General features: G+C 42.2%; 21 protein-coding genes. 4 read left to right on the top strand and 17 right to left on the bottom strand.

The genetic code is table 11. The features are described from left to right. Position 1: 1 nt before the first annotated feature. From rfbC to VSQ61_RS04100, 4 genes are all read right to left on the bottom strand, one after another. Positions 2-574: a dTDP-4-dehydrorhamnose 3,5-epimerase gene (gene rfbC / locus VSQ61_RS04085; RefSeq protein ID WP_334343165.1), complete on the bottom strand. Its 573-nt coding sequence runs from the start codon at positions 572-574 to the stop codon at positions 2-4. Between the two features lie 86 nt (positions 575-660). After that, positions 661-1,530 (bottom strand): glucose-1-phosphate thymidylyltransferase RfbA, encoded by an 870-nt coding sequence (rfbA, locus tag VSQ61_RS04090; protein ID WP_334343166.1) that lies wholly within the window; start codon positions 1,528-1,530, stop codon positions 661-663. A gap of 171 nt (positions 1,531-1,701) precedes the next feature. Further along, a complete protein-coding gene (gene rfbB / locus VSQ61_RS04095; protein WP_334343167.1) occupies positions 1,702-2,784 on the bottom strand; it encodes a dTDP-glucose 4,6-dehydratase in 1,083 nt (360 codons plus the stop codon). A gap of 156 nt (positions 2,785-2,940) precedes the next feature. Continuing rightward, positions 2,941-3,999 carry an acyltransferase family protein gene (locus VSQ61_RS04100; RefSeq protein ID WP_334343168.1) on the bottom strand — a complete coding sequence of 353 codons (1,059 nt, stop codon included), beginning with the start codon at positions 3,997-3,999 and terminating at the stop codon, positions 2,941-2,943. Positions 4,000-4,397: 398 nt separating this feature from the next. On the opposite strand from VSQ61_RS04100, the gene VSQ61_RS04105 reads away from it, so the two are divergent. Then, the gene (locus VSQ61_RS04105) at positions 4,398-5,429 is read left to right on the top strand and encodes a DUF6077 domain-containing protein (RefSeq protein WP_334343169.1); all 1,032 of its coding nucleotides are present in this window, start codon (positions 4,398-4,400) and stop codon (positions 5,427-5,429) included. A 73-nt stretch (positions 5,430-5,502) separates the two neighbouring features. Continuing rightward, the gene (locus VSQ61_RS04110; RefSeq protein ID WP_334343170.1) at positions 5,503-6,249 is read left to right on the top strand and encodes a hypothetical protein; all 747 of its coding nucleotides are present in this window, start codon (positions 5,503-5,505) and stop codon (positions 6,247-6,249) included. Here the strand turns inward: VSQ61_RS04110 and VSQ61_RS04115 are convergent. After that, on the bottom strand, positions 6,240-7,187 hold the full coding sequence (locus VSQ61_RS04115; protein WP_334343171.1) for a hypothetical protein: 948 nt from the start codon (positions 7,185-7,187) through the stop codon (positions 6,240-6,242). The two genes, VSQ61_RS04110 and VSQ61_RS04115, sit on opposite strands and share 10 nt — an antisense overlap. A 99-nt stretch (positions 7,188-7,286) precedes the next feature. Here VSQ61_RS04115 and VSQ61_RS04120 point away from each other — a divergent pair, with 99 nt between their 5' ends. Together VSQ61_RS04120 and VSQ61_RS04125 are read left to right on the top strand one after the other, a co-directional pair. Continuing rightward, positions 7,287-8,564 carry a glycosyltransferase gene (locus tag VSQ61_RS04120; RefSeq protein ID WP_334343172.1) on the top strand — a complete coding sequence of 426 codons (1,278 nt, stop codon included), beginning with the start codon at positions 7,287-7,289 and terminating at the stop codon, positions 8,562-8,564. 35 nt (positions 8,565-8,599) lie between these two features. Beyond that, the gene (locus tag VSQ61_RS04125; RefSeq protein WP_334343173.1) at positions 8,600-9,514 is read left to right on the top strand and encodes an ATP-grasp fold amidoligase family protein; all 915 of its coding nucleotides are present in this window, start codon (positions 8,600-8,602) and stop codon (positions 9,512-9,514) included. Between the two features lie 13 nt (positions 9,515-9,527). Here the strand turns inward: VSQ61_RS04125 and VSQ61_RS04130 are convergent, their stop codons facing one another. The 12 genes from VSQ61_RS04130 to rfbF all read right to left on the bottom strand — a co-directional run bounded on the left by VSQ61_RS04130 (position 9,528) and on the right by rfbF (position 23,579). After that, entirely contained in the window at positions 9,528-10,766 is a 1,239-nt protein-coding gene (locus VSQ61_RS04130; protein ID WP_334343174.1) for a glycosyltransferase 87 family protein, read from the bottom strand. Between the two features lie 28 nt (positions 10,767-10,794). Beyond that, positions 10,795-12,750 (bottom strand): hypothetical protein, encoded by a 1,956-nt coding sequence (locus tag VSQ61_RS04135; protein ID WP_334343175.1) that lies wholly within the window; start codon positions 12,748-12,750, stop codon positions 10,795-10,797. Next, positions 12,747-13,679: a glycosyltransferase family 2 protein gene (locus VSQ61_RS04140; protein WP_334343176.1), complete on the bottom strand. Its 933-nt coding sequence runs from the start codon at positions 13,677-13,679 to the stop codon at positions 12,747-12,749. Before VSQ61_RS04140 ends, VSQ61_RS04135 begins: the two co-directional genes overlap by 4 nt. Further along, positions 13,676-14,599 (bottom strand): NAD-dependent epimerase/dehydratase family protein, encoded by a 924-nt coding sequence (locus tag VSQ61_RS04145; RefSeq protein WP_334343177.1) that lies wholly within the window; start codon positions 14,597-14,599, stop codon positions 13,676-13,678. Before VSQ61_RS04145 ends, VSQ61_RS04140 begins: the two co-directional genes overlap by 4 nt. 44 nt (positions 14,600-14,643) lie before the next feature. Further along, positions 14,644-16,443, bottom strand: a complete 1,800-nt coding sequence (locus tag VSQ61_RS04150; protein WP_334343178.1) for a thiamine pyrophosphate-binding protein — start codon at positions 16,441-16,443, stop codon at positions 14,644-14,646. A gap of 14 nt (positions 16,444-16,457) precedes the next feature. Next, the gene (locus tag VSQ61_RS04155; protein ID WP_334343179.1) at positions 16,458-17,522 is read right to left on the bottom strand and encodes an AroB-related putative sugar phosphate phospholyase (cyclizing); all 1,065 of its coding nucleotides are present in this window, start codon (positions 17,520-17,522) and stop codon (positions 16,458-16,460) included. Continuing rightward, positions 17,519-18,184, bottom strand: coding sequence for an SDR family NAD(P)-dependent oxidoreductase (locus VSQ61_RS04160; protein ID WP_334343180.1), 666 nt, complete (start codon positions 18,182-18,184; stop codon positions 17,519-17,521). Before VSQ61_RS04160 ends, VSQ61_RS04155 begins: the two co-directional genes overlap by 4 nt. An 88-nt stretch (positions 18,185-18,272) precedes the next feature. Continuing rightward, positions 18,273-19,883, bottom strand: coding sequence for an aldolase catalytic domain-containing protein (locus VSQ61_RS04165; protein WP_334343181.1), 1,611 nt, complete (start codon positions 19,881-19,883; stop codon positions 18,273-18,275). A 6-nt stretch (positions 19,884-19,889) separates the two neighbouring features. Next, positions 19,890-20,318 (bottom strand): GtrA family protein, encoded by a 429-nt coding sequence (locus tag VSQ61_RS04170; RefSeq protein ID WP_334343182.1) that lies wholly within the window; start codon positions 20,316-20,318, stop codon positions 19,890-19,892. Continuing rightward, positions 20,311-21,654: a lipopolysaccharide biosynthesis protein RfbH gene (gene rfbH / locus VSQ61_RS04175; protein WP_334343183.1), complete on the bottom strand. Its 1,344-nt coding sequence runs from the start codon at positions 21,652-21,654 to the stop codon at positions 20,311-20,313. The genes VSQ61_RS04170 and rfbH overlap by 8 nt, the downstream gene beginning before the upstream one ends. Positions 21,655-21,656: 2 nt before the next feature. Next, the gene (rfbG, locus tag VSQ61_RS04180; RefSeq protein ID WP_334343184.1) at positions 21,657-22,739 is read right to left on the bottom strand and encodes a CDP-glucose 4,6-dehydratase; all 1,083 of its coding nucleotides are present in this window, start codon (positions 22,737-22,739) and stop codon (positions 21,657-21,659) included. A gap of 60 nt (positions 22,740-22,799) precedes the next feature. Further along, positions 22,800-23,579 (bottom strand): glucose-1-phosphate cytidylyltransferase, encoded by a 780-nt coding sequence (rfbF, locus tag VSQ61_RS04185; protein WP_334343185.1) that lies wholly within the window; start codon positions 23,577-23,579, stop codon positions 22,800-22,802. Positions 23,580-23,586: the final 7 nt, after the last annotated feature.

The following is a 23,586-nucleotide window of genomic DNA, read 5'->3' on the forward strand; positions in this document are numbered from 1 at the left end:
GTTATTTTTTCCTCTTTCCAGACACGCCTGCCAACTGCTGAATGCCGCCCCATTTCCGATCCTTCTCGGATATGATAAGTTCCATTCCCTCTGGAATGGGCCACTCTACACCAATATCCGGATCATTCCATGCAAGGCCGCCTTCATCATTGGCGTGGTAGAAGTCAGTACATTTGTAGGCAAACTCTGCAGAATCGGACAGAACAAGAAAACCGTGGGCAAAATTCTTAGGGATAAAGAATTGCTTTTTGTTCTCTGCTGACAAGATAACGCCGTACCACTGCCCGTAGGAGGGAGAGCCTTCCCTGAGATCTACAGCTACGTCAAAAACTTCTCCGCTGATCACCCGGACAATTTTATCCTGGGGATGATTAATCTGAAAGTGCAATCCCCGTAACACTCCTTTTTTTGAAGCAGACTGGTTGTCCTGAACGAACTCCATATCAATCCCGGCTTCCTTAAAGTCATTATAGTTGTAGGTTTCCATAAAATAGCCTCGTTCATCGCCGAAAACGGACGGGGTTATAATTTTCAGTCCCTCAATAGGGCAGGTTTCTACTGTTATTTTGGACATTGTCTGTTTTCTCCCTTGGATTAATCTAAGACGGATTATCCGCACAATGTTTTTATTAGGTTGTTTATATGTCAGTTTTCTTAATTTTACAGGCCGTTGGCCACATCAGTCAGATATTGGCCGTAGGCCGTTTTCATCAAGGGAGCAGCCAGTTTTAAGAGCTGATCCTTATTTATGAAGCCCTGTTTGTAGGCAATCTCCTCTATACAGGAGATATAAAGCCCCTGACGTTTCTGAAAAGCAGCCACGAAATCGGCGGCATCCAGAAGCGCATCATGATTTCCGGTATCCAGCCATGCAAAGCCCCTGCCCAATGTTTCCACATGAAGCGTGCCGCAGCGAAGGTATTCATTATTGACACTGGTAATCTCAATTTCACCTCTTGTGGACGGTTTTACGTTTTTGGCTATCTCTACTACATCATTATCATAGAAATAGAGACCCGGCACCGCATAATTTGACTTGGGATTCACCGGCTTTTCTTCGATAGAGAGAGCTTTTCCCTCCTTATTGAAGGCCACAACACCGTATTCTCTCGGATCTTTTACATAATATCCAAATATAGTGGCACCTTCTGTCCGGGCGGCAGCAGCTCTCAGAACCTTTGAAAAGCTTTGCCCATAGAAGATATTATCTCCCAAAACCAGCGCTACATGATCAGTTCCAATGAATTTTTCTCCAATGATAAAGGCGTCTGCCAGTCCTCTGGGGTATTCCTGTATGGCATAGTGCATCTCCATACCAAGCTGAGATCCATCTCCCAGCAGTTCCTCGAACACAGGCAAATCCCGGGGTGTGGAGATAATCAGCACCTCCCGAATGCCTGCCAGCATCAAGGTAGATAGAGGATAGTAGATCATAGGTTTATCATATACCGGCATAATCTGCTTTGATATTGCTTTTGTCAGCGGATAAAGTCTGGTTCCGGCTCCGCCTGCCAGAATAATTCCTTTCATAAAAACCTCCATTTTAAGTTCTGTAATCCCTTGAACAATGCCGCTTATCTAGAGATTGCTCTTTTTTAACGTACGTGAGGGACAGGCACCTTTCTTTGTGTCTGTCCCTGTGTTGGTACAGCAGCTATTAAGTAATCAGCGCCATTGTTAAGAGCCGCCGCACTCATTATATTATTTTACCCGGTACATTTCTTCATAATACTTCTGATAATCGCCGCTGGTTACATTTTTCATCCAATCCTCATGCTCAAAAAACCACTGTATTGTGAGACGAATACCCTCTTTGAACATGGTTTCCGGATACCAGCCAATCTCCTCTTTGATCTTATCCGGAGCAATGGCGTATCGGCGATCATGGCCCTTTCGATCCTCCACATAAGTAATCAGGTCTTTGCTGATCAGAGACTTTCTTGGATCATCCTCAGGAAGCATCTCCTGCAGGGTTTCCAGAATAATATTGACAATCTCTATATTCTGCTTTTCATTATGACCGCCAATATTGTAGCGCTCTCCCAGACGCCCCTTTTCCTGTACCATGTCAATGGCCTTGGCATGGTCATCTACATATAGCCAGTCACGGACATTCTTGCCGTCACCGTAGACCGGAAGCTTCTTTCCCTGTAAAGCATTGTTGATAATTAAGGGAATCAGCTTTTCCGGAAACTGATAGGGACCATAGTTGTTGCTGCAGCTTGTGATATTAATTGGGAACTTGTAGGTATCCCAATAAGCCTTAGTCAGCATATCGCCGGAAGCCTTGCTGGCTGAATAGGGACTGTGAGGCGCAAAAGGAGTTGTCTCATAGAAATAGGTATCCCCTTCTTCCAGAGATCCATACACTTCATCGGTAGATACATATAAAAAACGCTTGTCCTCCCCATAAGTTCCGTCCGGAAGCTCCCATGCTTTCTTAGCCGCATTCAGCATTACCAACGTGCCAAGAACATTCGTTTCCACAAAAATCTCCGGGTTGCGGATGCTGCGATCCACATGGCTCTCTGCTGCAAAGTGGACTACACGGTCGATGTCATTTTCTTCAAATATCTTTTCAATGGATTCTCTGTCACGGATATCTGCCCGGATGAAAGTATAATTCTCCTGACTTTCCACATCCTTCAGGTTCTCCAGATTCCCCGCATAGGTGAGGGCATCTACATTGATAATACGGATGCTGTCACCATACTTGCGAAACATATAGTGAATATAGTTAGAACCAATGAATCCGGCTCCTCCGGTAACGAGATAAGTTCTCATGAAATAATTTCCTCCAGAATATTTGCTTTTTTATATAGCAGAGCCGGACATCTTGGATCTGTCCGGCTCCATAGATATAAGTATTATAGCATTAAATGGAAAAGAGGGCAACCAAATTTAAAATTCGGCGTATACTTTAACACCTTTTATTAAAAATCATTTCCGTTCAGAAGGCAGAAACGCCATATGTTCACAAATTATTTTATAAACGGCTTTGAGACAAAATACAATGCCCAACGTAAACACTAAGACAAAAACAGTTCCCGTAATGCAATCCCGTCTCCTTATATTTTCCATAATTAATATTGTAGAGTCATTTCTGTAGACAGATAGAAGATATTCCCATAAATAAAGTCCAAAACTATGAAGTGCAAACATATACATAGAATTCTTTCCAATATACTGTAGCAGATTCTTCCCTGGTTCCGCCCACTTCCAGGATAAATCCGCAATAAACTTTGATGCCGAAATCGTCAAGAATATACCGGCAAACGCAAAAATATAAAAGAAATAATTATTCTTTAGATCCATACTTGCTATATTCACATGTTCATTGTGGGGAGAATATAAAACCAATGCCAAGCAAACAACAAAATTCCAGAAACGAACAGTTTTTGAAAGTTCATCTCTGTAATTTTTGTAAAAATATCCCGCAACATAAAAAACAAGTCCTATAAACGCGCTTCCTAATTGAAAAGGTAGTATATGATACGGCAAATATGTATTTGCAAATAATCTTAAAATCATCTGTACAATTGTAAGCCCGGAAAGAGATAAAAATATGAATGGCATATTATTACTTTTTATCACAAGCTTATTAAAAAAATAAAAAAATATTTTAACACCAAATAAACATGATAAAAACCAAATCTGGCCCACATGGACATAGTCTGCTGTTAAAGTATAAAAAGCCACAGGAGTATCGGCGGCATTAAAATTTGCTCTCCATGCTGGAATACCCAATGTAACCGCTAAACCCACAATAAAAAATATTGCCCACGGCAAAAGTAATTTCTTTATTCCTTTTTTAAGATATTCTGAAAAGTTCAAATCACCATCATGCTCCAGCATTCCGGCAAAAAAGAAAAAAAGAGGCATATGAAAGCTGAAAATAATTGCACTTATTTTAGAATCATATAAAAACAAATGACCTGCAATAACTAATAAAATACCCAGTCCCTTCGCAATATCAATCCAAACTATCCGTTTACCCATATTCCATCCCCTCATTATAACAATCTAGACTTTTTCATTTATAAATCTATTTTTTCGTATCCTTTAGATAATCTAAAAACCGGCGGATATTAAAGAGTTACCCATCCGTCCCTATAGACAGAGATATTATAGCATCAAACCAATAAAAAGAGCAACCAGATTTGTGGAAACGATGCACTGGCTGTTAGATGTGAACTTTTCAGAAAATCAGTGTCGGACAGAGGACAAAAACATACATCAAAATCTGAACAATGGTACGAAAACTGGCACTCAATCTGATAAAGAGGCAGAAAGAGAGGACGATTTCCGTGTCAAATGTCTTACCATCCTTGACTTTTTAAAAGGTATATGATATATTTAACACCAATTATTTTTCAAGGAAGGATTCTTGTACAGCCATGAAATGGACCATCCTTTTAATTTCATCCGTTTTTTTTATCGTCGCTTTTTTGATTGGACATTTAGTAAACTGCCTGTGCCGTCAAAAAGAATCGACAGTTATTCTGAATATCTTTACCGGAACCCTCACTGTATGGGCACTTTTAGAATTGCTTTTGGTTCCAATCACATTTTTGAATATTTCTTTTCAGGTTTTATCTTTTTTATATGGATTTCTCTTAATAGCCGGATGCATTGCCTCTTTGTTTTTCCGGAAGAGGATGCTGGAAATCTTTTCTGATTCTGTGAAAAACTGGAAATCATATATATCCTGGACCACCATGATTGCCATCATTATTATTATTTTTCAGTTATATTATATACATCACTATACTTACTTCGAATGGGACGATGCTTTTTATGTGCCTATTGCCAGTGATGCAATCCAAACGAATCAGATATTCAAAATCAATCCTGAAAAGGGAGTAGGAACAGGCATGCTGCCTCGATATGCTCTTTCGCTGTGGGCAATTTTTTATGCATTATTGGGAAATTGGTTTCATATTCCTGTGGCTATTATTGCCCATACCGTACTTCCGTTTATCACGATTTCCTTTGCTTATCTTGTTTACATGCTTATGGGACGATGCCTTTTTCCGAAGGATACGGAAGCACAGGGATATTTTTTGATCTTTGCTGCAGTTATGCATATGTTTTTACCTAATATCCATACGCTCGGTAGCAGCTATCTGCTTTTGGCCCCGTGGATGGGTAAGGCGATCCTATCAAGCATCTCTTTGCCTGCAATTCTGTATTTAATGCTTCGTTTAATTAAGCATGACGGTTTTTTCGGAGATTGGATATTACTGTTTATAAATGCTCTGGCTGCCTGTCTGCATACACCTATGAGTATTATGTTTATCCCAGTTTTGGCTGGTTCTCTTAGTTTCTTATGGGTTTTAAAGACCAAAAAGCCTGCCTTTTTCTTTAAAACAGTACTAAGCTGTACGCCCTGTTTATTACTGGGAATATTTTATTTATGGATGTGCTAAATATATTGATAACTTCGAAGAACTATTCTTATGATATTTTCCGGTTGTCACACGAAAGGAATGACTATAATTAATGAAAGAAACTTTTTCCCTCGCTATCAGTGAATTAGCTATTGTAATGGAAAGCAGCCCTATCCTCTATCTTGTTCCTATTTGCCTGATCTATCTTTATTTTAAAGATAAATCATCTCTATGGAGAACATTTTTTCTTTGGGGTACACTGTTTCTTTTCTTTTTATACATCTGCCCTGTATCAGGCAAAATTCTGCACTATTGTTTAAGCCAAGGTACGTATTTCCGTATTTTTTGGTTAGTACCCCTTGTACCTCTTTTCTGCTATACGGCTACTACTGTTATCACGCATTTACAAGGTGTTAAAAGGCTGTGTTTATTCTTGGTTCTGCTGTTTTGTTCCACACAATTCGGCTCCTATATGCTGAAAGAGCCTAATTTTTATCCGGTTACCAACCCATACAAGCTTACTCAGGAAAGTGTCGATACTGCAAAGTGGCTTCCCGACGGCGCCTACATTGTCGGTGCCGATTGGCTGGTTCCTTTTATTCGTCAATATAATCCGACGATTACCTTAGTCAACGAAAGGAACGGCCCGGACGCAATTTCCGTAGAATTAGCCAAAGATTATCCGGATCTTGCAGTCCTTGGACCTTTGGTTCAAAGCAGCGGCTGCGATTTTGTTGCTATCGGACAGGATAAAAATCAAACTATACAGGGAAATTGGGAAGATTATGGTTTTCATTTTTATCGCGGCGACAACCGGTGCATTATCTTTGTTAATGAAAAAAGTGAATTTTACCAATAGCATCCGTTTTCAACAACAGATGCTTTTTCCGGAATTTCACTTTCAGACGGAGATACCCAATATTTATTATAAAGCAAAGACACTTTGGCATCTTGATCCCATCGTTTTCCTTTTATGCCGAAAAGGATTTGCAGCATCCCTCCCATATGCACAGCCTGTTTGCCTGCTGCTTTAAGCTTGGCGGCTAAGGGAAAGCCATAAGCCCCGCAACCGATTAGGGCAATATCAAATTCGGTTTTCATAGCTTCTTCATACATATATTCAAGGGCCTCAAACCAGTTTTGAAAGCGCGAATCCTTCTGCCAGGCAATTGTCTGAACCGCTTTTAGCGTGTGAAGCTCAAATTCAGGGAGCATGTCCTGATTGGCAAACAGTTTAGTTCTTCTTGCATATTGGGAACGAATAGTATCGGTAAAGGGGTGAATAACCAACACCCTTTTTCCGCTCAGAGCCTTTGTCCAGGGCTCATCGCTGTACCATGGTTCAAAATGTCTCAGCCACGAAAGAATGATATCCTTTCGCATTTTTGTTCGAATATAGTAAGCTTCAAAAGGCTTATACCAAATTGCCAGATAATCAATATAAGAGCAGGATTCTTTCATAAGTCTGGAAAAGTCCTCCATATCGTTTTCGGACTGAATAAAAAATCCTGCACCTTTACACAATTCAAATGTAATCTTGTCCATTTTGGAATTAATATGGAAATCATATACAGCCATTGCACAGATCTCATTTGCTCCGAACCTGGCAGCCATAAACGGCTCATCACTGTAAATTAAATTCTTTAATGCCAGGTTCGTATCAGATATATTATAAATTGTCCTTCCTGCGTACCTTCTCTTAACCTGATGATACCTGTCCGTTCCATATTTGTGAACACAGTTTGAGAGAAGCCTGGCTTTTGCCTTAGCCCAATACCAGATAAAAAGCGATAACATTCATATTTCCTGCTTTCTGAGTTGATGTGCCAATTATAACACACGAAAAATGTGTCCGCAAGACCTGCTCTTATCTGCAGCATCAGAATGGAGACCCTTATGAAAATATTATGGTTATGTAATATTATGCTTCCTAAAATTGCAAAAAATCTGTCTCTGCCCCCTCGCAGCATCAACGGATGGCTGACTGCTATGTCCGAAGAATTAATAAAGCAGGAAAATATAGACTTTTCTGTTTCCTTTCCTATTTTAACCCAAGCTGTTCCTGTGGAGGGAAGTGTTGCTGGAATCACATACTATGCCTTTCCCTTGAGCGGAAAGAATTACACCTTTTGTCAGGCTACCGAAGACTATCTTTTTTCTGTGCTGAAAAAAGCAAATCCCGATATTATCCATATTTTCGGAACAGAATTTCCTCACTGCCTTGCAATGGTGCGTGCTTGTGAACGAGCAAATCTATTAAATCATATTGTTATAGATATTCAAGGTCTTACTTCTATCTATGCATATCATTACTTTGCCGCATTACCGGAAAAAGTCGTGCATTCTTACTCCCTTCGGGATATTATCAAAAAAGATAATATATTTCATGCCTGCGAAAAATACCGGAAACGGGGGGCATTAGAAATAGAAGCTCTAAAGAAAGTATCCCATGTATTGGGCCGGACTGATTGGGATAAAGCATGTGCTGAAGCGATTAATCCAGATGCAGTCTATCATTCCTGCAATCGAATTCTGCGCCGCACTTTTTATGAAAACAGATGGTCTCTGGAAAGCTGCGAGCGCCATTCCATCTTTGTCAGCCAATGGGACTACCCCATCAAAGGCTTTCACCTATTGCTGGAAGCTCTGCCCATACTGTTAAGGTGTTATCCTGATTTAAAGGTTTATACAACAGGCAAAAGCCCTTTAGACAAAATGGAATTTAAAAACCGTTTAAAGCAAAATTATTACTTAATCTATATCAAAAAATTAATACAAAAATATCACTTGAAGGAGCATATTGTATTCCTTGGGCGGGAGCTGGATGAGCAGGCTATGTGCCGTGCATTTTTGCATGCACACGTATTTTTATCACCTTCTTCGATCGAAAACTCGCCAAATTCGTTGGGTGAAGCCATGCTTTTAGGCTTACCATGTATATCCTCAGATGTCGGCGGTGTAAAAAATATGCTTAAACACGGCGCAGAAGGCTTTTTGTATCCTTATGAGGAATACTACATGATTGCACATTATATCAGCCGCATATTTGACAATGATACATTAGCACTGCAGTTTTCCGCAGCAGCCAGAAAGCATGCCCAGAGAACTCATGATCCGCAGCAAAATTTAAAAGCTCTGATTCAGACCTATGAAGAAATCTATCATCATACTTGAACATGAATTTAATCTATCAATGACGAGGTAAAAAAATGAGAATCAGTCAAACAAGCTTTATTCGGAAAACATATTACTCTTTTATGGACTGGTCTATGAAAAGGTTAACACCCTTTTCTCCGGCCGCAGTCAGCAAAATCAGATATAAGCAGGCGCTGGGAAAATGGCCGAATTTGAAAAATCCCACCGAATTCAACGAAAAGTTAATTTGGTTAAAACTGAACACATATTATAAAAACCCATTAGTTTGTCAATGTGCCGATAAGGTCAAGGTAAGAGACTATGTCAAAAAGCTTGGCTGCAACGAGATTCTAATTGATTGCCTTGGTATATATGAAGCCCCCTCTGACATTCCATGGAAAGCTCTTCCGAAACAATTTGTATTAAAGTGCAACCATGGTTCCGGATATAATATTGTATGCAGCGATAAAGATACATTGGATATAAAAGAAACCGAGAAAAAATTGAGCGCATGGTTAAAGGAGGATTATTCCCTATCCTTTGCAGAAATGCAATATCACAATATTAAGCCACTCATTATATGCGAAAAATATCTTCAGCCTGCATCTGGATTTTTGCCGGATGACTATAAAATCTATTGCTATAACGGTAAGGCAGAATATATTATGCTTTGTACAGAACGGGAAACAGGTCATTGCAAATACTTTCTTTTTGACAGGGAATGGAATCTTATGAAATGGATCATAAGTACGCTTTATGAAAACAAAAAGACCTTTGCCAAACCCGCCTGCCTTAAGAGCCTTCTTTCTTATGCCGAAAAGCTTTCCGCAGGATTCCCGTTTGTCAGAATGGACTTTTATGTAATGGAGGATAACGTTTATTTTGGAGAAATGACCTTTACGCCGCTTGCCGGAACGGACTCTGATTATACTCCGGAAGGAAACCAGGCGCTGAGCAACAAGATAATTCTTCCTTCTGTTCCAGAATGAAAAAGTGCAGTATTCAATTCTGCACTTTTATTCTGTCTCTATTTTTTGACTCAAAAAAGCCTTTCACCACAGGATAAAGTGTCTCCACGCACAATAAAAGAAACAGAACAGACGCCGACAGATTCATCGCCCATGTGGTATAGTTGCATTCGTTGATGATAACCTGAAATGGATTTAAAATCATAACGATCAGCAGCAGATAAACTGCATCCAGAACAGACCATTCATCTTCATTCAAGAACATTACGATACCAATATATAAGTATAATCCTGTATACGGAGAACTGTTAACGGGAAACATAATCATAACAAGCAAAAGCAGCATAATACGCTTCCATGGTTTTTTCTGAAGATAACTTGCCGCCACAGCTGCACAGCAAAGAATCTTATTAAGAACTCCTACGATTGTATACATTCTCGTTTGAAGAACAGGATCTTGAATCTGAGCTACCCAAAATCTATAATTAAATCTGGAAAAGGCAAACATTGAATATCTTTCTACACTCATCTTCGAATTTCGAAGCAGAATAGGAAGATTAAAGAATCCCCCTTTGAAAAATAAAAACGGCAGGAATGCAAAAGCAATACCATAGATTATCAGCCTGAAGGCTCCTCTGTAGTTTTTGTCAAAAATCAGCAAAATTCCTAATAACGCCGGATACACTTTAATTCCCGCTGCAATCGCTAAGGCTATATAAGAACATTCTCTAATTACTTTATTTTTATGATTGTAATTAAAAACAAAAATTATACTGCATGAGGCTGCCAAAAAAATATTATTTCCTCTTTCATAAGAAAAAATAAATATTCCGGACATCATCAAGCAAAATACAATAAGCATTTTATAAACCTTTTGTTTTTCGAGCGTGTCATAAATCAAAAGCAGAAATAAAGCAGAAACAGAAAACATATACAAGGCGGAAGTTGCTGTTCCCAGATCCGTATTTCCCGCTTCCTGGCCCGGAAGAGTCAAGTAGTCGGCCGTTCTTGACCAGCAATACCCCAATACATAAGCCAGCGGAGGATATTCCCTATCAACCGCATCGATCATATCATCCTCTACCCCGTAATTATATGGATTTCTTGCTGATGAAAATTTGGCTACATTGTAATAATCCGCCATATAATTATCTGTTCTTCCAAAAAAGACAGCGCCTTGATCCCCATGAATATCGATATGAAATCCACGCAGAAAAAGCAAAATCAGAATCCCCATTAAAATGACAAACGCTTTATCCTTTTTAACTGCCATTACACTCTCCTCCCGGATTCTTCTTCCATTAATAACTCACTCTCAAAAAGGCTCCATATTCATCGCCCGCATATTCATAAGACTTATATCTGTGCCAAATCCCCTGCTGTTCCTCCAGAATAAATTCAGCATCCTGAATATATGCAAAAAAGGAATCCTCATTTTCCAATCTCTCTCTGACATATTGAAGCTGCTGCTCTGTTCTATCCGAAAAATCAATTACATGGCATCTCGTATCCCATTCCATCAATCCATACAACTCCGGAACCCCTTGTCCAAAGCCAAATGTATTGATTGGGACATCTTTTTTGATCTCATCTAAAAGCTCATAGACTTTACTTAAATCCTGATACTCCCGTTCTCCTCTCAAGCATATATGATAACCGCCCTGCATAATCGTTCCTAAGGATGTACCTACTAAAATCACGGTCATCCATACAACCATTACTCCTCGGAATCCATTCTTCATTCCCACTCCCTGAAATCCGTTTTTCCTAAATTCTTTCCAGGCAAAAATATTGTGATCCAAAAATATGCACAGCAAAACCACGACTACTACATGAATCAAATCCAAATTATAATATACTGCCCGATTCATAAAATAGGTAATTTGCCCCAATCCCAATACTGAAGCAAGAAAAACAAAAGCCCTGTCCGCTTCCCTCTTCACTGCCTGTTCTCTCCGAAAAATTCTGTGATGTGCCAGGCTCCACACCATTCCCATTAGGAACAATACCAGCACAAGCATATATGCACTGATAAAATTCGGAAGATCAATCCGCAAAAAGCCATCCATATACTCTTTTGTCAGAAGAGGATACAAAAATGTAGAAAGGGAATTCCAACTTCCTCCATGAATTAAATTGTAAATTCCCACAAATACTACTGCCCCAAAAAAAGCGGCAACAGCAGCTAAAACCTGAATCAACAAAAATAATAACGTCTTTCCTCTAAAAAAATCCTTTTCATTTGTATATTCATAGCAAAGGAAAGCCACCCAGGCTGCGGCACAAACTAACCCTGTCTCCGTGTTCCAAACAATTGCTAAGGTTGCTAAAACATATCCAAAAATCTTTGCACCCTTAAATTTATACTTATTGTACACTGCTCCATAAAACAAAAAGATACAAGTAAATAATACCCGGTGAGGCTGTACCTGCCAATAATTGTTTAAACGTGTACCAATCACCGGAAATCCAATCGATAATGCCGCCAGGATACGTACTTTATTATCCCGGATATTCTGATGAAGCGCCCACAATGCCAAAAATGTAGCCAAACCACCTAAAAGCGCCATCAGTAATGCCGCATCCTTGATATTTCCGTTTCCTATTATCTTTACAGGCCACCGGAGAAATATTGCATAATGTCCGTAGATACTGGTGAACAAATCATCATAAGGCGTACCGTGCGCCACATCATAGATAGAGCTATAATAGGCGTGTCCATGCAGCGGATCTGCCGCCAAATAATTCGGAATATACAAGGAAAATCCGGACGCAGCTGCAATTATTACATCAATCACATAAAAAATATGTCCTTTTTCCTTCTTTTCATCCTGTCTCCAGCACCACAGCAAGACAAACGCAATTCCAAGTACGGTTAGAAAGCTAAGTATATAAGGGATTCTATGCCAGACAAAATCTGTAATCAATACTCCTAAAACTCTTCCCTCATTCATAATCATCTTCATCAAAAACCCGATTCCCGCCGCCAATCCCAACAAAAGCAGGCCCCATTGGACCGGTAGGGATATATTTATTGAAAATTCTCTTTTATACAAAAAGCAATTTGCCCCTAAGAACACAATTGCAAAGGTCATCAAAAAGACAGCATAAAACACCATATTTTCATTGCTGAATTTTTGAAACCATTCCCGTACTCCAGGAACAAACAGAAACAGCAGCAGTTCTATTCCTGCAAAAATCATTGCGGCAGAACCTGATATCCAGGTTCCGTTAATCGTCCCGTTCTTCATCTTCAAAAGTTAATCCTTTCTTCCTCCACAACAAGAGGTTTATGCATCACACGTGTATTAATATTCATAATATATTCTCCCAACAAGCCAATAAAGAAAAGCTGCATGGATCCAATCACAAAAATGCCGATGAGTACTGGTATCATACCCGCCGGAAACCGCTCCCACCAGATCAGCTTCATCACCAGATAAACCAATGCCACCAGAATACTGAATGCCGAACCCAGGAACCCTGCAAAGGTGGCCAGCCGCAGGCCAATTTTCGTATAAGAAGTAAAGCTCAGCATAGCCGCATCATAAAGACTGTACCAGTTGTTATGAGTCTTCCCTGCCCTCCGCTTGGGCTGTTCATACTCCACATCCTTGCGCTTATAGCCGTACTCCGCCACAACTCCCCGAATAAAAGGAATCGGGTCATCCAATTGCTGCAGAAGCTTTACAAAGGTTTTATCATAAAGCCCAAAACCTGTAAAATGTTCAATCATCTCCACCGAGGACATATTTTTAATCACTTTATAGTACATGCTGCGGAGGAAATAGATAAATCCATTCTCCTTGCTGGAACTTTTGATTCCACTGACAATCTTATACCCATTCTCCCATTCATGGACAAACACAGGAATCAGTTCCACTGGATCCTGAAAATCGCAGGACATGGCAATGGTACAGTCCCCTGTAGTCTGGCAGATTCCATAGTAAGGCGAATTAAACTGCCCAAAATTCGTCACGTTGAAAATAGCCTTGATCTTCGGATTTTGACTGCATATCATACGAAGCAGGTCCCTTGTACGATCTGTGGAATAATTATCAATGAAAACCAGCTCATAATCATACTCCGGCAGTTCTTTCTCCAGAATATCCGTCGCCGCCTTGCTGATGGGAACTACATTTTCTTCCTCATTATAACAGGGAATCAAAACACTGATTTTTTTCATTTTCCCATTTCCTCCCGATACCAGGCAATTGTCTCCTTGATTCCCTGCTCAAAGGAATATTCCGGCTCAAAGCCTGTGTCTTCTCTCAAAGTCTTAATATCCGCACAAAGATACATCACCTGCTTCGGACTATAGGGAACGGCTCCAAGCTCCATCTTAAGGGCAGAATCAATAGAATTCCTCAAAATTGTAATATATTCCGCCAATGGTCTGGCATGACCGCTTCCCAGACAGTAGACCTTCCCATTCACTCCCTTTTCCCCTAAAAGATACATAGCTTGCGCAGCATCCTTTGAGTAAAGGTAATCCCACAGCTGTTCCCCTTTTGTAAACCTTGGACATCGGTCTCTCAAAAAACTGTCTATGGCAGACATAATCATTGTCTTTGCACCGTCACGAGGACCATAAACGCTTAAGATTCTTCCCCAGACATGTTCTATTCCAAGCTGTTCACAGAGCAAACGACTCATATGTCCGGCGCAGAGTTTTGCCATTCCATAACCGTTTTCCGGAAATGCCGGCGTATCCGGACTTAAAAGCCCCTCTGTGCGCCCATATTCCGCCTGAGAGCCGGCTCCCACAAATCTTTTACAGCCAAGCTCTGCCGCAGCCCTGACAGCATCCAGTGTATACTTCACATTTTGATTCTGGAGATAAACATCATTTCTTCCGTCACCAATAGTTCCGGCCCATGCAAAATGATAAAAAACATCACAGCTTACCGAAATCTGATTTTTAAGCCCCTGCAGCTCATCCAGGCCCAAAAGCACCGGCGTTATCAGCGGGCTTTCCGGAATCCGTTCAAGACGGCTGGAGTCCTTGCGCACTACTGCATATACATGAATCCCCTTTTCTATAAAATTTCCCATCAATGCGGTTCCAATGGCACCTGTCGGGCCTGTAATGACAACTGTTTTCATAAAACTCCCTACCAAATTATAAAAAATATCTTTTGAACTGGCAGCTATGAATCATAATGATTAGACTCATATTCCTCCCGCTCCAGGAAAGGATACATATCATCAATCGGTGGTGACACAATCCGTCCGTCTGGCAATACCTTTGAGGAAAGCTTTGGCTCAAAATTCTGTCCCGGATCCAAGACAATCTCACAGAACACAGGCCCCTCCGTGGTCAATGCCCTGCGCAATATTGCCTCTGCTTCGTCCAGTTTGTCTATACGGTAAAAAGGAATCCCATACGCCCCGGCTATCTTTTCTGCCTCCGGAAAGCTAAGACCGTTTCCGTCACAGACGCCTACCAAAGGCAGCTTGAACAGATTCGTCTGTGTCTGACGAATGGAATGATACCCGTTATTATTCAGATAAAGCAGCTTCAGATTCAGCCGGTTATATACCACCGTCTGCAGCTCCTGAAGATTCATCTGGAAGCTTCCGTCCCCATCAATGCAGATGACACGCTTTCCGCCTCGTGCCACACAGCCTCCGATAGCTGCCGGAAATCCATACCCCATAGCCGCACAGCCGGAATTGGTAAACAACCGCTGTCCTTTCTTAATTTTCATTGCCTGGAACGTGACTACACAGGCGCTTCCGTTTCCGGTGATAATTGTATCTTCTTCCTCCATAACCTTGGACAACTCCTCCACAAATGCATAGGGATTCAAGGGCGACTGCTGAGCACGATACCCTGGCAAAACTGCCGGATATTTTGCGTCTGTCTGGCGGCACCACGCCAGCCATCTCTGATGTTCCTCATTTTCCCTGTGATAATCGGCTTTTAAGATAGCCTCCAGAACCGCCTTTACATCTGCATGAACCGGAAGATCCGCTTTCACAGTCGGCTTCTTAAGCTCATTTTCATCGATATCTATGATAATCTTATAAGCATTCGGCGCAAATTCCTTATAATTGTAGCTGATTTGCCGAATATTCAGTCGGCAGCCCAGAACCAGAAGCAGATCACTGTTCTGTACCACGAAATTTCCTCCCCTTGTTCCAAGAGTTCCCGGCCGTCCGCAGTAAAGGGGATGCTCATCCCAGAGATTGTCATGCGCATTCCAGGCTGTCACAACAGGAATGTTAAGCTTTTCAATCACCGCCAGAAATTCTGCATGAGCCTTACCCAGACGGATTCCGGAGCCTGCAAATACAACTGGCTTCTTTGCCTCTTTGATCTTGTTTAGAATCTGCTCTGTAAGACTCTCATCATACACCGGTACCTCTGGCTGTTCCAATTCGGAGGGATCAAATCCTTTCAGCTCTTCTGTCTCTATAGGCGCCGCCTGCACATCCAGGGGAATATCCAGCCATACGGGACCGCCTCTTCCATTTTTACACAAATGTAGCGCTTTCTCCAAATGATACCGAATCTCTGTTGGCTCTGTTACCATATGAGCATACTTGGTCATAGGAGCAACTGAGGCAACAATGTTATACTCCTGATCTCCCAACTGTCGTAAAGGAACGGTTGTAGACCAAGTGGTGGTCTCTCTCTTTACCTGACCAGAGATCACAAACATAGGAATGGAATCCAGCCATCCGCCCAAAACGCCAGTTATTGCATTGGTTCCTCCCGGACCGCTTGTCACACACACAGCCGCCAGCTTTCCTGTCAGTCTGGTATATGCCTCTGCACCGATAGCGCATGCCTGCTCATGATGATTGTAGATGCAGGCAAGCTCTTTCTTATGGCCAAAAGAATCATTCAGATGCATGGCACCTCCACCTGTAAGAGTAAATACATGCTCTATCTTACTCTTTACCAGAAAATCCGCCACATACTCTGATAACTTAACTTTCACTTTGTGTTCTCCTCTCACTTTGTACGCAATAACTGCAGCATCTCTCTCACAGCCGTCTCTATCTCTTCCCGTTTCAGATCATGCACTACCTTAAGCTTCATATCTTCTTCCAAAAGTACACAGGTCAATGCATCATCAATCTGCTTTTTATCCTTGCGGATAGCTTTCACCACTTCATCCATGTTCCAATCGATTCCATCCAGGTTTACATGAATGATCTTTTTCAAAAGCTGTTCCGCCCGGGTACAAATCGTTTCATCCATGCAGCCCCGGTGAAGCGATACCCGATCCGCCACAATCATTCCCATGGCAACAGCCGTCCCATGAGGAATCTCATATTTGCTCATAGTCTCAAAGGCATGTCCAAAGGTATGGGCAAAATTCAGATGAATCCGAACTCCCCAATCAAACTCATCCTCCTCAATAAAGTCCTTTTTAAAAGCAAGAGAGGTTCGGAGAAATTCTTCTACTACTTCCGGTCTTCTCTCTAAAAGGCCTGCCATCTGAGACTCTATCCGCTCAAGACCTGCCTCACCGGACATAATATTGAACTTTACAACCTCTCCCAGGCCGCTTTCAAAATCTTTCTGGGACAAAGTGAAAAAGAATTTCGGACAAATATAGATCTTCTCCGGCGGATAAAAGGTTCCTAAGAGGTTCTTAAAAGATTTGTAATTAAGGGAAGTTTTTCCTCCGATACAACTGTCGCAGGCCGCCAAAAGCGTGGTTGGAACAAAAGTCCAATGAATCCCCCGATAGAGAATATTCGCTGCAAAGCCTGTGATATCCTGAATAATTCCCCCTCCAAAGGAAACCAGACGAGCATTGCGCTTGCCGGGGATCTCTGTCATCTTTTCACAGACTCCAAGAGCCGTCTCAATGGTTTTATTTTCCTCCAGCGCCTCAATCAAATACAATTTATCCTCTGGAATTTTGCCGAACAGCTCTTTCTCATACAAACCATACAGCTTTTTGTCAACCACAAACAGAGTATTATCTGTCTGAAGCAATGGCTCAAAAAAAGAAAAGCTGTCCTCAATCTGAACTCTGTAGTCTTTTGTGCTTGATTTAATAATCATTTTTCCGAAAATCCTCCATCCACCGTAATCTTCTGACCGGTCAAATAGGTATTCTGCTCACTGCATAGGAAATAGATCACCTCGGCCATCTCACAGGGCTCGGCCATTCTCTGCATAGGAATGTCCTTTGAAATCTCGGCTATCTGTTCCGGCGTATTATTCTTCTTCGTCAGCTCTGTCATGGTAAATCCCGGGCAGACAGTATTTACTAAAATATTATAGGGTGCAAGTTCCACTGCCATAGTGTTAGTTACCCCATGAATTCCATTTTTTGTGGCACTGTAAACACAGCGGCCAGGCTTTGAGACTACTGCCCAGATAGAACCGATATTCACGATTCTGCCATAATTGTTTTCTTTCATTTTGCCTGCAAATCCCCGAATCAGCTTAATAGGGGCTACAAGATTTAAGGCCATCATCTGTTCAATCTCTTCATCCGTAATGTCCTCAATCTCATGGATATCATTGCAGCCTGCATTGTTTACAATCACATCAAAATAGACATCCTTATTTTTCTCAATATAAGCGGCAATAGATGCTCCATCTGTCAGATTCAATTCCTGTCTGGTAGGAGTAACCACTTCGTAGCCGCAGCTTCGGAACTTTTCCGCCGTAGCTTTGCCGATTCCTCTGGATCCTCCTGTTATCAATGCTTTCCGCATATTTACGTTTCCCCCTCTTCTTTTCTCACATCACAATCGTTTTATACTTTATAGTAAACCCACATGCATCCCTAAACTTAGTTTTCTGCTATGCAGAAAAGGATCTTTCATAGTAAGAGTCTGTCACAAATACCACTGGCATCTCAAGCTCCAGCTTCTTCATACTGATGATCACATCCTGATTAATATCCTGCGCCACCTCTGTGCTATAGGAATATTCCATATTCGGATTAATATAATTCGGCTCTTCCATCACGGAATAGCCGTCAAAGCCTGCCAGATAAATCTCCCCTGCTCTATATTCTCTCAAAAGCTTCAAAAGCATCAGCATAGGATTATCTGCAATCAAAGCCTCCTCATCCAACAAGTCCTGATACCGCAGTACATAGTCAAAAGTCTTGGTAGAGGTCACATTGGATGTAGCAATTGTCTTAATATGAGAAGCCCGATTGCTGAGCATGGTAGACATCTGCACATACCGCTTGGCATTACTCATAAATACATAATCACAGGAAAGATCATCTGGTATAAAATTAATGGATATTACCAGAGGCTGTTTTTCCCTGATACATTTTTCGATTCTGTCCTTTTGAGTTCGAATACTTTTTCCCGGACCAATCAGCAGAATTTTGCGGTCCTTCAACTGCCTGTACAATTCCTCTCTGGCTTTTCGATCATCACAATCCTTTTTCTGATATTCCCGATACAGGTCTTCAATATATCCGCCGTCATACATGAGCTTCTTTTCTTCTGCAATACTGCTCAAGATCTCATTGATAGACTTAATAGACAGTTTTTTCTTATTCTGCAGGTAAGTGACATAATTGGGATGACATGCATTGGAGGCTGAAAGGAAAAAGGTAAAAGAATAACCCCAATGCATTTTCTTATAAATGTCCAGAATCGTTACATCAATAGCTTCCAGCATCTGGCTGATCTTATAATCTTTCCCAAAGTTTTCATTGAGATAAGTAGCTAAAAGCTCCAGAGGCGCATTGCCTGCGCTCTTTCCCATTCCATAAAGGGTTCCGTCTACAATCACCTTGCGGTTTGTCTCCTGCGCCAGCACGGAGATACAATTAGCGTAGCCAAGCTGAAAATTATTGTGGGCATGATACCCCAAGCCAATTCCCTTTTTCAGCATCTTATCCGCCTGCTTAAAATAATGCAAAAGCCCCTTTTCATATAAAAGTCCATAAGTATCTACCAGGGACATGGCAAAAGGCTCCAAATCATTCACCAAATCCAATAAATCTGCAAACTCTTCGTCCGTATAGCTTGTAATGGAAACCGCCTGGGAAAAAACCTGGTATCCCAAAGCCTTTAATTCTTTGCAGAAAGCAATGGCCTCCCGGCGCAGGTGCTTCTTAAAAATCACCCGGATTCCATCCAGAAAGCTTTCCTTGCAGGGCTGAATTTGAGAAATTCCACAAGTACCATAATCAATCATTCCCACAACCATGGAGCTGCCCCGATCAAGGCCCCCATAAATCTTTTCCACAGAGGCCGTATCTGGCATAATGCTCCGATTCGGATCAAAGTCTCTTCTCTCATCCAAAAATCCGACCTCGATAATGTCTGCTTCTGCGCTGACCAGACGCTCGAAAATATTTACCAGATTATCATGGCCAAACTCCCAGTCATTTAGATAGCCTCCATCCCTGAGGGTGCAGTCTAACAATTCTATATTTCTCATCATTTTCTCTCAAGCTCCACCTTTACGCTTCCCACGGAAAGCCCATAGTTTATTAATCACAAAATTCAAAGGTACGGTAATCACCAGATTAATAACCGGCCCCAGATATTCGGATATATTCAATACATCTACCCAGATATACAATAGAATATTTGCCAGGACCAGTCCTGTGGATGCGTAAGCCATAAATGTCTTTACCAGAGTCAGCCAAAGATTTCTTTCCTCGTCGCCCTGCTGAAAAACATATTTATTATTCCAGTAAAAGGAATTCAGCACACTGATCACAAAACCCAAAACACTTGCAAGCAGGTAATGCATTCCAAACCGCACTCCCATAAGATACACTACATAAGAGATTAAGGTATTGGATAATCCCACAATGCCGAATTTAATAAACTGAATCAATGACTGAAACCACATTTTCTTCTTATCACTCATCTGACACTGCTTCCCTGATGGTCTTTGCCATATAATCAATCATTTCATCCGTCATCCCCGGATAAACGCCTACCCAGAAGGTATCCCGCATGATCCGATCCGTGTTTTGAAGCTCTCCAACTACCCGATAGCCGCTGTTCTTTGCACGCATTTCATCAAAGCAGGGATGCTTAATGATATTCCCCGCAAACAGCATCCGGGTCTGAACTCCCTTGCTCTCGATATAAGGAACCACCTGTTCCCGGTTCACGCCCTCCTTGCAGGTCAGCAAAAAGCCGAACCAGCTTGGCCTGCTGTTTTCACAGGGCTCTGGCAAAATCAGCTTATCCTCCATACCGTTAAGGCCGTTTCTAAGCCGTTCAAAATTTTTGCGCCTGCGCTCTACAAATCCCGGAAACTTGTCAAGCTGAGCGCAGCCGATGGCCGCCTGCATATCGGTAGCCTTCAGATTATAGCCAAAATGGGAGTATACATACTTATGATCGTATCCCAAGGGCAGCTCTCCATACTGGCGGTCAAACCGATGGCCGCACATGTTGTCGCGTCCGGAGGGACATACGCAGTCCCTGCCCCAGTCACGAAAAGATTTAATAATCTTATAGAGCAGGGGATTATCTGTGTAAACAGCGCCTCCCTCCCCCATAGTCATATGGTGGGGCGGATAAAAGCTTGAGGTTCCGATATCTCCAATGGTTCCTGTAAATTTCTCTTCTCCATCAATCACATATCTGGAACCCAAAGCGTCGCAGTTATCCTCAATCAGCCACAGATTATGGCGTTCACAGAACTCCTTTACCGCTTTCAAGTCAAAGGGGTTGCCCAAGGTATGAGCCAGCATCACTGCCTTTGTTTTTTCAGAATATGCCTCTTCCAGCTTTGTTACATCAATATTATACTGGGGAATCGTCACATCTACAAAAACAGGGACCGCCCCATACTGGATCATTGGCGCAATGGTAGTTGGGAAGCCCGCTGCCACTGTAATAATCTCATCTCCCCGTTTTACCTGACGCTCTTTTAGTAAGGGTGAGGTAAGGGCCATAAATGCATTCAAATTAGCAGATGACCCGGAATTCACCAGACAGCAATGACGTACACCCAGATATTCACCTAATTTTTTCTCAAACTCGTCTGTGTAACGTCCGGAAGTCAGCCAAAATTCCAATGCACTGTCTACCAGATTTGTCATTTCTCTGTTATCATATACCCGGGAAGCATAAGGAATCCGCTGTCCCTCCATAAATGGCTCTTTCTTATTATGGAAAGTATCACAATAAGCTTTAACTGCTGTGAGAATCTCCTCCCTGGCCTGCTGCTCTGTTTTATCCTCAAACATCTCTAGTACTCCTTTTCTCTCTCATCTCTATATTCCAAAATCTGTTTTTCCATAATAAGCTCCATATCATTGCCATTCATCCATGCCTTTGACCATTCCACCGTTTTTTCCACAGCTGTACGGACATCCCATACAGGCTTCCAGCCAAAGACGGCTTTCAGCTTCGAGCAGTCAAGCTTTAAGAAGTTCGCCTCATGGGGACCTCCGTCATACCGGTTTACCCAGCTCATGCCCTCTCCCCAGCTCTCACAGAACAAATCCGCCAATTCTCCGGTAGACACACAGTCCCGATCATCCGGCCCCACATTGTAAAAGCCTGCATATCTCTTATCCATTGCCTGCATAGCCGCAATAGTCAGATATACAAACAGGGGCTCCAGCACATGTTGATAGGGTCTGGTGGAATGGGGATTCCGAATGACAACCGGCTCTTTCTTACCCGCCGCCCGTATACAATCCGGAATAATCCGATTGTCCGCAAAGTCTCCGCCGCCGATTACGTTTCCGGCCCGTGCGGTGGAAACAGCCGTATCCATATCCCTGAAAAAAGAATTGATATAGCTGTGGGTCACCAGCTCCGAACAGGACTTGCTGTTGGAATAAGGATCGTATCCGTCAAGCGGCTCATTCTCCCTGTATCCCCAAGCCCACTCCTTATTCTCGTAGACCTTATCCGTTGTCACATTCAAAAAAGACTTTACACAGGGAAAAAGCCGCACACATTCACAGACATGTACGGTCCCCATTACATTCGTCTCATAAGTCTCCACCGGAGCTTCATAGGAACGCCTTACCAGCGGCTGAGCGGCCAAATGAAACACGATCTCCGGCTGAACCTGTTCAAACACTTCTTTTAAGCGGGCAAAATCTCTCACATCTCCCTCTATGGAATTTATCTTATCCGACACTGCTGAAATTTCAAACAGGGACAAAAATGGGGGGGGCATTAAAGCATAGCCGGTGACCTGAGCACCTAATTGTAAAAGAATTCTGCATAGCCAGGTGCCCTTAAATCCCGTATGACCGGTCACCAGCACCCGCTTTCCCTTATAAAAATTTGACTGCAGCCAATTCTCCTGTTCCATCAATATACCTCTCCTTTTAACCTCTTCTCTATGAATATTCCTCTCTTCCAGAGTATTTCTTTAAGCCTCCCAGATCTTCCAGGGGGCTTTTCCCAAAGCCCACAGCTTCTCTAGCTTTTCCTTTTCCCTGGCTGTATCCATACACTGCCAGAAGCCGTTATGCCGATAAGCCATAAGCTGTCCCTCTTCCACTAAGGTCTGCAGAGGCTTCTGCTCAAAGACAGTCTCATCCCCCTCTAAATAGTCAAAGATGGCCGGCTCCAATACCATGAAGCCGCCGTTAATCCGTCCTCCGTCCTGTTCCGCCTTCTCCCGGAAGGAGCCGATTCTCCCGTCATCCTCCACCTCCAGAACGCCGAATCTCTGATCCAGAGTCACAGTCGTAAGGGTTGCAATCCTTCCATGGCTGCGGTGAAATGCAAGCAGCTTGGGGATATTTACATCCGCCACCCCGTCTCCATAGGTCAAAAAGAAGGATTCCTCCCCAATATAGGGCTGTACGCGCTTCACTCTTCCGCCTGTCATGGTATTCAGCCCCGTATCTACAAGGGTAACCCGCCAGGGCTCCGCCACATTATTATGCACGGTCATCTCATTCTTTTGAGTAAAATCAAAGGTCACATCACTGTTATGGAGATAATAATCCGCAAACCACTCCTTTATCACATGCTGCTTATAGCCGCAGCAGATAATAAAATCATGAATTCCATAATGAGAGTAGCCCTTCATAATATGCCAGAGAATGGGTTTTCCTCCGATCTCTATCATGGGCTTTGGTTTTAGGTGGCTCTCCTCGCTGATTCGGGTTCCGAATCCTCCGGCCAATATTACTGCTTTCATCTGCATT

The organism is Candidatus Merdisoma sp. JLR.KK006 (genome assembly GCF_036941035.1).
Classification (GTDB): Bacteria; Bacillota; Clostridia; order Lachnospirales; family Lachnospiraceae; genus Laedolimicola.

What these genes read in the sequence shown, in the direction of transcription:
- rfbC (WP_334343165.1), bottom strand. Translation starts at nt 574, where the DNA reads ATGTCCAAAATAACAGTAGAAACCTGCCCTATTGAGGGACTGAAAATT.
- rfbA (WP_334343166.1), bottom strand. Translation starts at nt 1,530, where the DNA reads ATGAAAGGAATTATTCTGGCAGGCGGAGCCGGAACCAGACTTTATCCG.
- rfbB (WP_334343167.1), bottom strand. Translation starts at nt 2,784, where the DNA reads ATGAGAACTTATCTCGTTACCGGAGGAGCCGGATTCATTGGTTCTAAC.
- VSQ61_RS04100 (WP_334343168.1), bottom strand. Translation starts at nt 3,999, where the DNA reads ATGGGTAAACGGATAGTTTGGATTGATATTGCGAAGGGACTGGGTATT.
- VSQ61_RS04105 (WP_334343169.1), top strand. Translation starts at nt 4,398, where the DNA reads ATGAAATGGACCATCCTTTTAATTTCATCCGTTTTTTTTATCGTCGCT.
- VSQ61_RS04110 (WP_334343170.1), top strand. Translation starts at nt 5,503, where the DNA reads ATGAAAGAAACTTTTTCCCTCGCTATCAGTGAATTAGCTATTGTAATG.
- VSQ61_RS04115 (WP_334343171.1), bottom strand. Translation starts at nt 7,187, where the DNA reads ATGTTATCGCTTTTTATCTGGTATTGGGCTAAGGCAAAAGCCAGGCTT.
- VSQ61_RS04120 (WP_334343172.1), top strand. Translation starts at nt 7,287, where the DNA reads ATGAAAATATTATGGTTATGTAATATTATGCTTCCTAAAATTGCAAAA.
- VSQ61_RS04125 (WP_334343173.1), top strand. Translation starts at nt 8,600, where the DNA reads ATGAGAATCAGTCAAACAAGCTTTATTCGGAAAACATATTACTCTTTT.
- VSQ61_RS04130 (WP_334343174.1), bottom strand. Translation starts at nt 10,766, where the DNA reads ATGGCAGTTAAAAAGGATAAAGCGTTTGTCATTTTAATGGGGATTCTG.
- VSQ61_RS04140 (WP_334343176.1), bottom strand. Translation starts at nt 13,679, where the DNA reads ATGAAAAAAATCAGTGTTTTGATTCCCTGTTATAATGAGGAAGAAAAT.
- VSQ61_RS04145 (WP_334343177.1), bottom strand. Translation starts at nt 14,599, where the DNA reads ATGAAAACAGTTGTCATTACAGGCCCGACAGGTGCCATTGGAACCGCA.
- VSQ61_RS04155 (WP_334343179.1), bottom strand. Translation starts at nt 17,522, where the DNA reads ATGATTATTAAATCAAGCACAAAAGACTACAGAGTTCAGATTGAGGAC.
- VSQ61_RS04160 (WP_334343180.1), bottom strand. Translation starts at nt 18,184, where the DNA reads ATGCGGAAAGCATTGATAACAGGAGGATCCAGAGGAATCGGCAAAGCT.
- VSQ61_RS04165 (WP_334343181.1), bottom strand. Translation starts at nt 19,883, where the DNA reads ATGATGAGAAATATAGAATTGTTAGACTGCACCCTCAGGGATGGAGGC.
- VSQ61_RS04170 (WP_334343182.1), bottom strand. Translation starts at nt 20,318, where the DNA reads ATGAGTGATAAGAAGAAAATGTGGTTTCAGTCATTGATTCAGTTTATT.
- rfbH (WP_334343183.1), bottom strand. Translation starts at nt 21,654, where the DNA reads ATGTTTGAGGATAAAACAGAGCAGCAGGCCAGGGAGGAGATTCTCACA.
- rfbG (WP_334343184.1), bottom strand. Translation starts at nt 22,739, where the DNA reads ATGGAACAGGAGAATTGGCTGCAGTCAAATTTTTATAAGGGAAAGCGG.
- rfbF (WP_334343185.1), bottom strand. Translation starts at nt 23,579, where the DNA reads ATGAAAGCAGTAATATTGGCCGGAGGATTCGGAACCCGAATCAGCGAG.